Here is a 13335-nt window from a genome sequence, read left to right on the forward strand (position 1 = left end):
CTCCAGCGAGCGCCACCTTATGCGCTTCCTTATTGCATTTAGAAAAATGTGATGCACTATGTGCAACGCGATGACGCAGATCGGATCATGGTTCAAGCCAAATTTTGCGAGCCAGAAGAAGCGCAGGGCGGCGCACCAGATCGGCAAATTGACCAAAAGGGGCATCCATTGACGCATCGATTTCCAATATTTCAGCGAGCCTGGGGTTCTGCCGGCTTATTGCTTTGTGCAGCCTCGCTTTTTTGGGCCCTCAACCCCATTGTTGCGCGCGCAGTTCACCACCTCGTTACCCCCCTCGGCATGGCCTTTTGGCGATGGGTCGTAGCAATGGGGGTAGGCTTACTTTTCGCTTGGCCGCATCTTGTCGCGGATCGTCGCGCAATTCTGCAGAATTGGAAAATGCTGTCGTTTCTCGGAACGCTTGGAATCGGAGCGTTCGCCCTCGTGGTTTATTGGGGCCTTCAATATACAACGGCGACGAATAACCTGATGATGCAGGGCGCCATGCCTTCGATGATACTCCTGCTTTCGACAGTGATCTTTCGAGACCGAATTACGATCGGTCAGTTGGCAGGCACGCTCGTATCACTGGCCGGTTTGCTCGTCATCGTCGCGCAAGGAAGCCTAGCCAATATTCTGGCCATGACGTTCAACCGCGGAGATGCCGCCGCCCTTTTCGGCGTTTTTCTCTACTCGCTCTACTCGACCCTTTTGCGGAAGAAACCCGCCATACATCAGCTCAGCTTTCTCGTAACGCTGTTCGCGGTCGGGGCCGCAAGCATTGCCATCCCGTATCTTCTGGAGATTGCGCACGGCCATTATATGGCGGCGAGGATTGAGGTTCCGCTCGCCATCCTTTATGTCGGAATTTTCCCTTCGCTCCTTGCATATTTCTTTTTCAACCGTTCAGTGGATTTGATCGGTGTCGCTCGCGCGAGTATCTATATGAATCTGCCCCCAGTCTTTGGGGTTGCGCTTGCAATTCTCCTGCTTGGAGAACATCTCGCTCCCTTTCACATTGCGGGCGCGGCACTTGTCGGTGCAGGGGTGTTCATGGCGACACGCCGCGAGGACGAGCCGCCAGCAGCAGGCCGCGTCGAAACTGTGGCCGTCGAGGCTGCATCCTCGCCGCGCTAATTTTCACGTTCGATTTGCCGGCGGACACTGGCACACGACAGGAGAGCGGATACGCGCGAATGGCTGGCAACAGGGCGCAATCTGCCATTGCATAGGAATGCCGCGCGGGCAGTTGCACAAGAAACGACTTTGCATCTTGAGATATGAATTGTATCTGTTGTCGCTTCCTAGAACCCTCGTATCCCTGCAAAAGGGACAAAATAAGAGAATGGAAGAAGTTTGGAACGTCAGGCAAAAAGCGTGAGAGTGACAGAGCTTGAAGACGATCACTCCGATATGTCGGCCTCTTCCAAATCGCCGCGCGATGTTGCGCAAAAGCCTCGCAAGAGTATCCAGTCGGTAGAGACTGGGGTCCGCGTGCTCGAAGCGCTGATATCTTGTCCCGGCGGCTGCGCACCCCTTCGCGATATCGCCGCGGGAGCCGAGATGTCGCGCAGCCAGGCGCACCGATATCTCCAGGCCTACATTAATACTGGGCTGGTCCAGCAGGAGCCTGCGGACGGTCGCTATTCTCTCGGTCCAACCGCCCTCAAGGTCGGACTCTCGGCCTTGTCGAGGCTCGACGTTATTCGCATCACCACCGCCTATCTGCGGCAGCTTGCGGATGATCTCGGGACCACTGGTCTGCTCTCGATATGGGGTGACTATGGGCCGACGATCATCCGTTGGCTCGATGGCGGCGTTCCAATTGCGACGTCTTTGCACGTCGGATCGGTCCTTCCCATTCAGCATTCGTCTGCAGGGCTCGTTTTCATGGCTTTCCAGCCACTCCCTGCCTATAAGCGGCTGCTTGAACGTGAGCGCGCTGCGCGGACGTCCATCGATGAAATCGAGCTGCAAGCTATGCTGACGGAGATCCGGAGGCAAGGCTACGCCAAGGTGGACGGCCAAGTGGTACCGGGGCTCGCTGCCATTTCAGTCCCGGTTTTCGACATGCAGGAAAAGCTGATCGCGGTGATTGGCGTACTTGGCCGGATGACCGACGAAAAATTCTTTTGCCAGAGCAATATCGACAAAGTCCAGGCCGCCGCTCTCAAAGCCAGCAACGCAATGGGCTGGCAGCCGGAGGAGATGCGTGGGGATTCCTGACCCGCTTGGTGCGATCGCCATAAACGGGAGCCTCCCGGGCGCTGGCATGCGAGGGGATTTCGGGGGCAGGACGTGAAGCCACTCGATCCCGACACCTTCTGGCGTTTCTCGGTATCAGCTTATGCGCAGCCCGGTGTAGCGGATATTTGCCTCAGCTTGCAGGACGACCATGGCTTCGATGTCAACCTCCTGCTTCTGTGCTGCTGGTTAGCGCAGCTGCGGTCGATCGTGCTTAGCGAGACGGAATTGCGTTTTCTCCTCGCAGAAATTGAGGCGACAAATTCAGAAGTCATCGGGCCACTGCGTCAGGCCCGCCGGTGGCTGAAAGCTCCCGCCAGCACCAGCGGGGCCTCGGCTGCCAAGGCGCAGCGTGTCCGGCGCCTCATAAAGATGGCCGAACTCGAAGGGGAACGGCTGGCGCAGCACCTGCTAATCAGCGCGGCGAGTGCGCTAGGAGCTGAGAGCTGCGCTGACCTATTGAACGCCGCAAACCTCAGTCTGACGGCCTATACGCGGATCGTTAACGAGACTGACGCTGCCGATGCCTTGCAAAGCCTTGCGCGCCTCGTCGTCAAGGAGCGTTCGAAGGACCCTTTGCCGTCTTGATGTAGGTGAATACAAGATCCACATCGGCGTCTGTCAGCTCGGTTGGGCGGAATGGCGGCATTTCGATCAGCCCGTTTCGGACGACCGAGTGGACATAGTCCTTGTCGAGGTCCTTGCGGCCAATGAGGGGCGCAACGGGTCGCTCCATCTCTTCAAGCAGCATAGTGGCGGGATGACCCGGGCCCGGGTCGTGACAACCCGCGCAGTTCAGGGCATATAATTCTGCACCGTCCGGTTTGTCCGCATCTGACGATTTCGAACAAGCGGTTAGCATCAGCAGAGCGACCGCCAGCAATCCCATCTTCATGCTTTCGATTCCCTTGTTTGAGGTCAGGCCGACAGAAAGAGGTTCGCGGGATCGAGCGCGCGTTTCACGCGCGCGTGCAGTTGAGTTATCGCGCCGCTTTCATAGGTCGCCCTAGCAGAGGCGGCGAGCGCCGGCTCGACGTGCGTCTGTCCAAATCCGGCACCTGCCTGCGCATCGATCAGCTCGATAGCGCAGTCTCTCGCCCGTTTACTGCCCGCGGGACTGCCATCGAAGCACAAATACTGCCGATGCTGGGCAGAGCGCCAGACGGCATTCGTTTCTCCGACAAAATCGAAACCGTGCCGGCCGGAAATATCGCGCGACAAGTCATAAAGGCGAAGCCCTTCCTTGCCATCAACCGGGCTGATGGGGCCGATGTCGAGAGAGGATCCTCCGGCCCAGGCCGAAGGGCGGCCAAGTGCATTACCGACCGAACCAAGCATCATGCCTTTTCGCCACGCCCACAGTCCTTCCATCCCGGCTGCGGGAGCGGCCAGCACCCGCGAGCCTTTGATCGATGCGAACGCGTCCTGGACCATCGACCAAGCGATGCGAACATTGTCGGGGAGCCCGTAAAGCGAGCCGTAAAGAGTCCAGTAGCCAAGCCCGATCGACTCCCCGGCTTTTCGAACCTCGCCGGCGGACATTGGGCCGGCGCCGCCGAAGTCGCGGCGTACCTTGCCCGAACGCGCTGCTTCGTGCAGCGCATTTGCCACCGCCACGCCATTGGGGACGACCATATTGGTCTTGAGCGGGCCCAGTACATCGAGAAGTTTGCCAAGATCGTCTTCGTCCGGCACCGTGACAGCAAAGGATTGCGCTGCCGGGGGCTGGGGCATGAGCCAGAGGCCGAGCTTGGTCACGACGCCAAGATCGGATTGTGTGAAGAGCCCGTCGATCCAGGGCCCGTAACCAAATTTGAAGAGCTGCCAGCAGGTACTCTTGGGCATAGCACCCATCCCTGTCCGGACACTGCGGCCGTCGGCCAGCATCAACTCCAGCCCGCATTGCATAAGATAATGATCGGCATATGGGGTATAGCCCACGCGCCGCTTCAGAAAGGCGCTCGCCACCGATTCGTCGGGCTCACCCGGGCAATCGACCCAGAGCTTGAGCCCCCGCTCGCCTATCTGTTCGGAGAGTTGCCGAAAGGTGACGCCTGGCTCGACGAGGCAGTAAGCCAAGTTCTCATTGATCTCGAGAATCTCATTCATGCGGCCAAGATCGAGCAATATGATCTTGTCGCGTGCCGCCACCTCCTGACCTGCGACCGCGCGGCACACAGGTTGAAGCGCCGCTCCGGCGTCGCTCGCCACCGCGAGGACCTTGGCAAGTTGCTCGGTGTCGCGCGGCGCGATGATACCCAGGGGCAGGGCGACTCCGGAATGGAAGGGTGCGAGCGCCGCCGGATCGCGCGTTACCCCATCGGCACCCACCAGTGCCTCTAGCGCGTCGAGCGCGGCGGCTTGGCGATTTGCGTCCATCTTGATCACCCCCTATTTCCGCATGGTCGAAGGTTGCAGGACGATCGGAAAAAGATCCGGCTCCGAAACATCGATCGCGAACTCCTCGGCGCGCACACGCGGGTCGATCGCACTCGCCGGCTCGCTGTCGCGCCAAGAGAAACAGCAGGCCGTGCAGCGATGGATTGTCCAAATCGTTTTCTCGCCATCGACGCCGCGGAAATCAGGGATCGAAGCGTCGGAGCCACATCGCGGGCAATGGGGTGCAGTCATAGCGTCTCGCCTCGTTGCATCGCCTGGATCCGTTTGCCGAGGTCATCGATAGTCTGGCCGGTGGGCGGGGTGACCAGATGTGCCTCGCCAACCGGATCGGGCGGGAGATAGCTTGTTGCGTCGATAATCAGATGGTGCCCCTTCCCCGGCGTCACGGCAGCGGGGTCGATCGGGACCATCGCCATGTTCGGCAGGACGATGATGTCCTCCGCGCGCGTCCGGGTCGACAGGGCCCACATGACCTGGTTGAGATCGAAGGGATCGATATCGCCATCGACCATGATCAGATTTTTCAGATACATGAGGCCATGGGGCGTACCAAGCGCGCGGAGCGCCACGGATTTTGCGAAGCCCGCCATCCGGTTCTTGACCGCGATGATCGCTGTCAGTCCGTGCTGGTACAGCGCATTCACCGCGGTGACTTCGGGAAAGGTCTGGCGCAACTGTGCATAGATGGGCGCCGACGTATGAAGACCGATCAGCGTGTCGTGCTCCGTCCAGCCACGACCGATGTAGATATTCTCGAATATGGGGTTCTTTCGGTGCGAGACGGCGGTCACCTTGAAGACAGGGGCGCGTCGCACGCCGCTGTAGGATCCTGGGAATTCACCGAACGGCCCTTCGAAGACGCGCTCACCAAGCTGGAGCTCGGCTTCGATGACGATCTCGCTATCCGCGAGGATGTCGATACCGTTGCCGGAATTCGTCAGCCGGATCGGCGCTCCCATCATCGCCGAGGCATAAGCATATTCGGACTCGTCGTAGCCGATTGGTGTTGCTGCGAACAACGCGACGCCGGGATGGTTGCCGAGCATGACGGCGATCTTGAGCGGCAGGCCTTCGCGTTCCGCTGCGAGGATCTGGCGTCCCATGTCATGCGACGGGATCGTCATCAGGCTGAAGCGATCGGGACCCTGGATCTGAAGCCTGTAGATGCCGACATTCTGCTTGCCGAAATTTTCCGGATCCAACGGATCGCGCGAAGCCACCGACGCCTTGGCCAAATAGAAACCCCCGTCAAACTCGTTGATGCGATACACGGGCAGCAGGTCGTAGAGATTGATATTCTCCTCGTGCCGGCACTCATGGACAGGCGCCTGCCCCTCGGGAACGCGGCTGATCTGGGCAGAGGCATCGCCCCAGCGCCCGGCTATGTCGAAGAACATATCCCGGATTGTGGTGCCTTTCGGCTGACCCAGGAGCAGCGCGATATTATCCCAAGAGCCGTGCACCCCGACAACCGTGCGTTTCCCGGGGTAGCCCGCTATATTGTCGAACAGGATCGCAGGAGCATGATTGACATCGCGCGAGGCGGCCACGGCAATGTTGCGCAGGTCGGGCTCGGGCATGATCCGGTCCGTCCAGGTAATGGCCTGCCCATATTCTTCGAGGAGCTCCAGAAAATCGCGCAGCGATCCGACGCCTCTTGCGCGATCGGCGAGGTTGGCGCGGACGGCCGACTTGTCTTGAGACATCAGTGTGCTCCCCCAGCGACCGCGTCGGTCTGGATGCTCACCCATTTCCACTCGGTCATGATTTCGAGATCGGCCTCGGTGCCCTCGCGGCCAAATCCGGAAGCCTTGGAACCGCCGAACGGCACGTGAGGCTCGTCGTGCAACGTGGGCGCATTGACATGGACCATCCCGGACTCGACTTCGCGAGCGAACCGAAGCGCCTTGTCGATGTCGCGCGTGAAGATCGCGGCGCTCAGGCCATATTCGGTGTCGTTGGCAAGCCGGAGGGCTTCATTGAGGTCATCGAACGGATAGAGCGACGTGACCGGCCCGAAGGTCTCCTGGGCCGCGACCTCCATCCCGGGCTGGACACCGGAGAGGATGGTCGCATGGCACACATGGCCCGTCCATTCGCCCCCGGCGAGTATTTCGGCTCCCTTGCCGCGGGCGTCATCGATATGACGCCGCACGCGCGCGCGCTGCCGCTCGGAAATGATAGGACCCAGCATCGTTGCGGGATCGCGCAGATCGCCGGATGAGAGTTTCGCAGCTGCAGCAGCGAAAGCCTTGGAGAACCGGTCGAAGATCGGACGTTCGACATAGATACGCGACGCCCCCATGCACACCTGGCCCTGATACATGAAGATGCTGAAGATCGCGGCCGCCACGGCCTTGTCGATGTCGGCGTCGGCGCAGACGACGAGAGGACTCTTCCCGCCGAGTTCGAGGGTATATTTCTTGAAGCCTTCAGCTGCGATGCGAGCGATATGCCGCCCGACCCGGGACGAGCCCGTGAAGGTGATCGCGCGAACCTTGGGATGGCCAGTAAGCGCATCGCCGATTTTGGCGCCGTCCCCATATACAATGTTGAACAGGCCTTCGGGCACGCCTGCGTCCTCCCAGAGGCGCGCGAGTTGATCGGCCACGCGCGGTGCCGCTTCCGACGGAAGCAGGACGAAGGCATTGCCCGTCGCGAGCGCCATGGCCGACTGCTTGATTCCCTTGATCAGCGGGACGTTGAACGGCGTAATGCCGGCAACGACTCCCACCGGTTCGCGAAAACTCATGCTGACGCGGCCGGGCGCATCGGATGGAATAGTTTCGCCGCGAATGCGACGGGGAACGCCTGCGGCGGCGCGCAAGAAGCTCGTGGCGAACCGGGTCTCGAAACCGGCCTTGGCGATCGGCGAGCCGATTTCATCAACGAGCGTGTCGGCAAATTGCGATGCGTCACGCTCCATGAGAGCCGAAGCCTTTATCATCCATGCCTCGCGCGCGCCTGCGGAAAGGTCGCGGTTCCGGCGAAAGGCCGTGTCGGCCGCCTCAACGGCTCGATCGACGTCGGCCGGAGTCCCGGCAGCCGCCCGGGAATAGAGACTGTCGTCAATCGGGTTCAGGCTTTCGAAATAAGCGCCGTCGCCAGGGGCAACCGGTGACCCGCCGATCCAGTGGTCAAGCCCCCTCACTTCGTTCTTACGCATCATGAATCTCCTGGGAGCGTGGGTCGTGTGGCATCAGGACGTGCCGACTTCGGCCATATGCCCTGCTTTCCGGGCGAAAGGATGCCGTTGGGATCGAGAGCGTCCTTCAGGCGGTGATGGAGATCCCAAAGCGCCCCGTCGTTGTGACGATAGGTTCCAGCAATCTGGTCCATGAAGGCGAGATGGGTACGATATTCGCCGAACCCTGCCGCCGCGGCCTCGTCCACCAGGAGACTGAAGAGATCGTGGGCGCTCTTGCGCATCGTTTCATCGGCCCGATTGTACATGATCATCAAAATGTGATGCATGTCCCGCCAGCCCACCAGAAACTCCCCGATGTAGTCGAAGCCGAACTCGTGGCAGCGTTTCTTGATCAGATTATATTGGGCCAACGCCTCCGCCCCGTCGGGGGCGGAAATCGGGGAAAAGTTGACGTGTCCCCCTCCGCCGATCCAGTTCATGATGCTGAACTCGGTCATATTGGGTTCGCCGCGCATGAGCTTTACGCGATAATCCCACGCAGGATCATTCTCGCGCGTGAAGTGGAACTTGGCGCCCGGAATGTTGCTGAATGCCTCCTCGATCAATTTCCAATTATTCTCGATCATGGGCGGTGGTCCGTAGAGAGCGCCGTAATAATTCCACATCCCGAGATTGAGGTCCGCGGCGATCTTCGCCCGGATCGACGGCGGGAGCGGCCCCTTGCCGTCATAATAATGTCGCCGCGTGGTCTTCGCCGAGGCCTCCCACAATAGGTCGACCGCGACCGCTGCGTTGGGGATCACCTGATTCACCTTGAGCGGGCGCGTGATCTCGAAAATCTGCTCGAGATCCTCTTCGCGTGGAAAGGTGATCATGAACGGCTTGTAACCGGGGGGCTCCGGCATCAGCCAGATGCCGAGTTTGGTGACGACGCCGAAATTCGACTGGGTGAACATGCCATCGAACTGCGGTCCGAGCCCATGTTTGCTGATCTGCCAATGCTTGCTGTTAGAGATGCCTCCCTGGCCCGTGCGAACGACCTGGCCATCGGCAAGCACAACTTCCATCCCGCATTGCATGATGAAGTGATCGCCATAGGGCGTGTAGCCGGCGCCATGCTCGAGCGCGTTCCCCATGACGCCGCCCCAGGCGGGCGCTGCCGGATCGATCCACAATTTGCTGCCGATCCGCTGCAGGTGGCGATAAAGCTGCATGTAGGAAACGCCCGGCTCGACCAGCGCATATCCATATTTTTCGTTGACTTCGATGATCCGGTTCATCCGTTTCAGATCGAGGACAAGATATCCGGATCTTCGGGGTGCCGGCCCGCCATATGCGAAGTTCCGTCCAGTCCCGATGGTCCAGATCGGCAGTCGGAAGCTGTTGGCGATGGCAAGGATCCGCTGCACCTGTTCGACGCTTTCCGGAGCGACGGCGGCAGAAGGAAGCAGAGTGCCATCGGCAAGCGGCGAATACGCGTCGCGGTAAGTCGACAGCGGAAGCTCGTCGACGAAAACCCAGGTTTTGCCGACGACGCCTGCGAGTTCATCGAGGGCCCGTGAAAAGTCGGCCGCCGCAATTCCCTCGGGCAGCGGCGGCCTCACCGCGTTTCTCCGGCAAGCCGAAAGGCCCAGGTCACAAGTAGGCCGGGGCTATTCGAGGCGAGTGCACATTCCCCCGAAATGCACGCGGCCCGGCGCGGTGATGATTTGTGGCCGTCCAGCTCATCGCGAACTTTCTGCGCAACGACGGCGGGCCAAGTATATTGCGGGAGCGCGCCCAAGCCGGGGGCGGCGCCGATGCGGTGTGTCCAGCGGCCCGCCTCATAGGAATGTTCCCATCGAAGCAAAGGCTCCGCTCCACTCTCGATGAGCAACTGGGCCGCAATCATTGCAGCGGGGTCGGAGGTCAGGCCTGCAATCACCTGCGCGCCGCGGGGCCAGTCGCCAAGCAACTCATCCAGCCCGCTTCCGACATCCAGCGCGAGAGACTTTTTCGAAGACGATATGAGGGACGCGGCAAAACGCTCGCTTTCCTCAACCCTTGGCTGGCTGACGACGAGAACGGCCTCTTCGTCCGCCGCACTTCCTGACCGGAAGCGGGAGGCTCCAACCAGACCCGCGCAAAAAACCCCGGCGCCCAATAGCTCCCGGCGCATCAGCACTGCCGCCATCAAATTGTCCTTTCCGATTTATCCGCCTGCGCCAGAGGCATCACTTCTGCGCCCTTCAGTCCGGTCCATCGGCGATCGGCGGCCCGATGGATGCCGAACTGGTCGAGGACCCGGATGCAGCTATGGTCGACGATTTCGTCGATCGACGATGGCCGAGCGTAGAACGCCGGGACGGGTGGGAAAATTATCGCCCCCATTTCGGTACAGGCTGCCATGTTTCGAAGATGGGCAAGGTTCAGGGGCGTCTCTCGCACCATGAGCGTTAATGGACGACGTTCCTTGAGCATGACGTCGGCAGCTCGGGTGATCAGATTGTCGGAGAGCCCATTGGCGATCGCCGCAAGGGTGCGCATGGAGCACGGCGCGACGATCATGCCGTCACAGAGAAACGATCCGCTCGCGATACTGGCGCCGACATTCCGTATGTTATGAACCACGTCAGCCGACGCTTCAAATTTTTTCAGCGTTAGCGGCAGTTCCTCGCGGATGTTGAGCACGGCTGCCTGGGAGACCACGAGGTGCGTTTCGCAGCTCGGATCTTCACGTAGCATCTCCAGCAGACGCAGGCCGTAGATTGCCCCCGTGGCGCCAGTGACCGCGATCACGATCTTCCGCAACGTCATCGCGCCAGCCGACGGAGGCCGCCTTCATCCGGTCGATTCGGCACTAGCATAGCCCGCTCCCGATTTCCTATTTGGACACAGCATACAATCCGTTGCTTATTGTGCAAGGCCAAAACCGGCGCGCGGATCGCGGTCACTGGCGGAATTGATCGAGCAGCCCGCGTGCCGCATCGGCGAGGACGAACGCATCTATTCCGACAGCGACGAAGCTTGCGCCGCCGGCGAGATGTGCATCGAGAAGCGCGAGATCGCGCGACAGAATTCCCGCTGGCTTTCCCGCGGCAAGGATGCGAGACAACGCGCCCAGCGTGAGCTCGCGCACCCGCTCCCGGTTGGCGCTTCCCAAGAGCCCGGCCGACGCTGCCAGATCGGCCGGACCGATGAACAGCGCGTCGATCCCGTCGACGCCGGCGATTGCTTCGATATTCTCGACACCCTGCATCGTCTCGATTTGCGCGATCAGACAAAGCCGCGCGTTGGCATCGGCGACATGGCTCGCAATGCCGCCCCAACGCGATGCCCTTGCACCGCCGATGCCTCGGCTGCCCGATGGGGGGTAGCGGCATGCTTCGACCAACCGGACGGCCTGCTCAGCCGTTTCGACCATCGGAACCATGAGGGTCGTCGCTCCCAAGTCGAGGATCTGACGGATCGCGACGGGATCTGATGAAGGCACGCGCACGACGGCGGCGCAGCGCGGGCAGGACGCTATTGCCCGCAATTGCTCGATTATCCCGGGCAGGGTTTGCGGTCCATGCTCGGCATCGACGAGGAGCCAATCGAACCCCAGTCCGGCGCAGATTTCGGCGATATCGGCATTCGCCAGCGCCAGCCAGAATCCCATCTGCGTCCGCCCTTCGGCGAGCGCGACTTTGAAATGGTTGGGAGGATTTGCTGACGACATGTCAGACAAACCGCATCGCGATCGAGCCAAGCCTGCCATAATCCGCAGATATCACGTCGCCGCGCGACACAGGGACCGGGCGGGTAAAAGAACCGCCCAGCAGGATTTCGCCCGCCTGTAACTCTTCTCCCCACTGCGACAAGCGATTTGCCAACCACGCGACCCCTCGCGCTGGATGGTTTAGCACGCCAGCCGCAATTCCTGTTTCCTCGATGACGGCATTGCGAGACAATATGGCGCCGGCCCATCGCAGGTCGATGGCGTCCGGCCGGATGGGCCGACCGCCGAGGACGATCCCGGCATTTGCCGCGTTGTCGGCAATCGTATCCTGGATTTTACGAGCGCTTCCGGTCTCCGCGTCGATCGGCTGAACCCGGCTGTCGATGATCTCCACGGAGGGCACTACATATTCAGTGGCAGCGAGAACAGCCCGTGTCGTCACATCGGGACCACCCAGCGGCCGGGAGAGGATGAAGGCCAATTCGACTTCGACCTTCGGATTGATGAAGCGATCGATGGGAATTTCGCTCCCCTCCTCGAACGCCATGTCATCGAGCAACGTGCCATAGTCGGGCTCGGTGATACCAGCAGACGCCTGCATCGCACGCGATGTCAGACCAATCTTGCGGCCAATGGACCGACGTCCCGCCGCCTTCTTGAGCTCAACCCACGTGCGGGCGATGCGATATCCATCTTCTATCGTCATCTGAGGGAAGCGAAGCGACAACTGCCGGACGGGTGTTTGGCTCGCCTCGGCGACATCCAGTTCACGCGCGAGCGATGCAACAGTCTCGTCGTCCATCTCAGCTACTCCCCGTCCCACAATTGCTTATCTGGCAAATGCATTGCACAATGAGATATGAGAGTCCAGTCGGCAGGTCGCTAGAGTTTACAATGGACAACACGATAGCCATTGTGCAATGTCCAGGTCGGATGGAATGCCATCGATAAGACGGAAGGGAGAGATTTCATGGGTTCGGATGTCATCCGGGAAGAGAAAATCGAAGGACGCGGGCTTACGTCGCACACGATGATCGCCGGCGATCCCAAGAATCCTGCCATATTACTTCTGCATGGCGCCGGGCCGGGTGCGCACGCCGCATCAAACTGGCGCCACCTAATGCCCGATCTCGCCGAAAATTTCTTCGTGATCGCACCCGATCTGATCGGATTTGGCCAGTCCACCATACCGGATCCGTTCCCGGACAATGTCATGGCGTGGATCGGTGTCCGCGTCGAACAATGCCTCGGACTGATCGACGCGCTTGAGATCGACAGCGCCCATATCGTCGGAAATTCGATGGGCGGCGCGCTGACACTGCAGCTTCTGAGCGAAACGCCCGAACGATTCGATAAGGTCATCCTCATGGGGTCGATCGGTGCCCCGGCGCCGCGGACGCCCGAGTTGGTTCGGCTGCTCTCCTTTTATTCCGATCCGCGCCCAGCGCGATATCGCCAGCTGATGCACAGCTTCGCCTATGACGCGGACAAGTTCGAAGGAATGGAAGAGATCGTATCGTCGCGCTATCAAATTGCGACCGATCCCGCTGTCATGTCCATCGCGTCGAAGATGATCGATTCGATGAAGGTCGGGATCGAAACGCTTGCAATGCCGCCGTCGATCTTGGGCAAGCTTCCGCACGACGTGCTGATTTTTCACGGCAGGCAGGACCGGATCGTACCTCTCGATACGAGCCTCTATCTGCTTGAACATCTCCAGCATGCCGAACTTTATGTTCTCGACAGGTCGGGACACTGGAGCCAGCTCGAGCGATGGGACATCATGCGCCCGATGCTCGAACGCCATTTTGGCGCACGCGACTGGACGACGGCCTGAGGGCCG

The 13335-nt window shown here is 60.4% G+C and carries 14 protein-coding genes; 4 read left to right on the forward strand and 10 right to left on the reverse strand.

Annotation, left to right across the window (positions count from 1 at the left end; all coding sequences use genetic code 11):
- Positions 1-51: 51 nt before the first annotated feature.
- From CVO77_RS07725 to CVO77_RS07735, 3 genes are all read left to right on the forward strand, one after another.
- Complete coding sequence (locus CVO77_RS07725; RefSeq protein ID WP_242446138.1) at positions 52-1137, forward strand: DMT family transporter; 1086 nt, start codon at positions 52-54, stop codon at positions 1135-1137.
- Positions 1138-1383: 246 nt separating this feature from the next.
- The gene (locus tag CVO77_RS07730) at positions 1384-2226 is read left to right on the forward strand and encodes an IclR family transcriptional regulator (RefSeq protein WP_105998621.1); all 843 of its coding nucleotides are present in this window, start codon (positions 1384-1386) and stop codon (positions 2224-2226) included.
- 72 nt (positions 2227-2298) lie between these two features.
- Complete coding sequence (locus CVO77_RS07735) at positions 2299-2832, forward strand: TIGR02444 family protein (RefSeq protein WP_105998622.1); 534 nt, start codon at positions 2299-2301, stop codon at positions 2830-2832.
- Here the strand turns inward: CVO77_RS07735 and CVO77_RS07740 are convergent.
- The 10 genes from CVO77_RS07740 to hpaH form a co-directional block, all read right to left on the reverse strand.
- Positions 2798-3139, reverse strand: a complete 342-nt coding sequence (locus CVO77_RS07740) for a c-type cytochrome (RefSeq protein ID WP_037557657.1) — start codon at positions 3137-3139, stop codon at positions 2798-2800. The two genes, CVO77_RS07735 and CVO77_RS07740, sit on opposite strands and share 35 nt — an antisense overlap.
- A 23-nt stretch (positions 3140-3162) precedes the next feature.
- Positions 3163-4623, reverse strand: a complete 1461-nt coding sequence (locus CVO77_RS07745; protein WP_106000722.1) for an FAD-binding oxidoreductase — start codon at positions 4621-4623, stop codon at positions 3163-3165.
- A gap of 12 nt (positions 4624-4635) precedes the next feature.
- On the reverse strand, positions 4636-4875 hold the full coding sequence (locus CVO77_RS07750) for a non-oxidative hydroxyarylic acid decarboxylases subunit D (protein ID WP_037557656.1): 240 nt from the start codon (positions 4873-4875) through the stop codon (positions 4636-4638).
- Complete coding sequence (locus tag CVO77_RS07755; protein WP_105998623.1) at positions 4872-6350, reverse strand: non-oxidative hydroxyarylic acid decarboxylases subunit C; 1479 nt, start codon at positions 6348-6350, stop codon at positions 4872-4874. Before CVO77_RS07755 ends, CVO77_RS07750 begins: the two co-directional genes overlap by 4 nt.
- Complete coding sequence (locus CVO77_RS07760) at positions 6350-7810, reverse strand: aldehyde dehydrogenase family protein (protein ID WP_242446139.1); 1461 nt, start codon at positions 7808-7810, stop codon at positions 6350-6352. Before CVO77_RS07760 ends, CVO77_RS07755 begins: the two co-directional genes overlap by 1 nt.
- Positions 7810-9396, reverse strand: coding sequence for an FAD-binding oxidoreductase (locus CVO77_RS07765; protein WP_105998624.1), 1587 nt, complete (start codon positions 9394-9396; stop codon positions 7810-7812). The genes CVO77_RS07760 and CVO77_RS07765 overlap by 1 nt, the downstream gene beginning before the upstream one ends.
- Positions 9393-9965, reverse strand: a complete 573-nt coding sequence (locus CVO77_RS07770; protein WP_052182497.1) for a hypothetical protein — start codon at positions 9963-9965, stop codon at positions 9393-9395. The genes CVO77_RS07765 and CVO77_RS07770 overlap by 4 nt, the downstream gene beginning before the upstream one ends.
- Entirely contained in the window at positions 9965-10588 is a 624-nt protein-coding gene (locus CVO77_RS07775; RefSeq protein ID WP_242446140.1) for a UbiX family flavin prenyltransferase, read from the reverse strand. Before CVO77_RS07775 ends, CVO77_RS07770 begins: the two co-directional genes overlap by 1 nt.
- 133 nt (positions 10589-10721) lie before the next feature.
- Positions 10722-11492, reverse strand: coding sequence for an HpcH/HpaI aldolase family protein (locus CVO77_RS07780; protein ID WP_105998626.1), 771 nt, complete (start codon positions 11490-11492; stop codon positions 10722-10724).
- A gap of 1 nt (position 11493) precedes the next feature.
- Positions 11494-12294, reverse strand: a complete 801-nt coding sequence (gene hpaH / locus CVO77_RS07785) for a 2-oxo-hept-4-ene-1,7-dioate hydratase (RefSeq protein ID WP_105998627.1) — start codon at positions 12292-12294, stop codon at positions 11494-11496.
- A gap of 168 nt (positions 12295-12462) precedes the next feature.
- Between hpaH and CVO77_RS07790 the strand changes: the two genes are divergently transcribed.
- Positions 12463-13329, forward strand: coding sequence for an alpha/beta fold hydrolase (locus CVO77_RS07790; RefSeq protein WP_106000724.1), 867 nt, complete (start codon positions 12463-12465; stop codon positions 13327-13329).
- The last annotated feature ends 6 nt before the right edge of the window (positions 13330-13335 follow it).

This window comes from Sphingopyxis lindanitolerans (assembly GCF_002993885.1).
Classification (GTDB): domain Bacteria; phylum Pseudomonadota; class Alphaproteobacteria; order Sphingomonadales; family Sphingomonadaceae; genus Sphingopyxis; species Sphingopyxis lindanitolerans.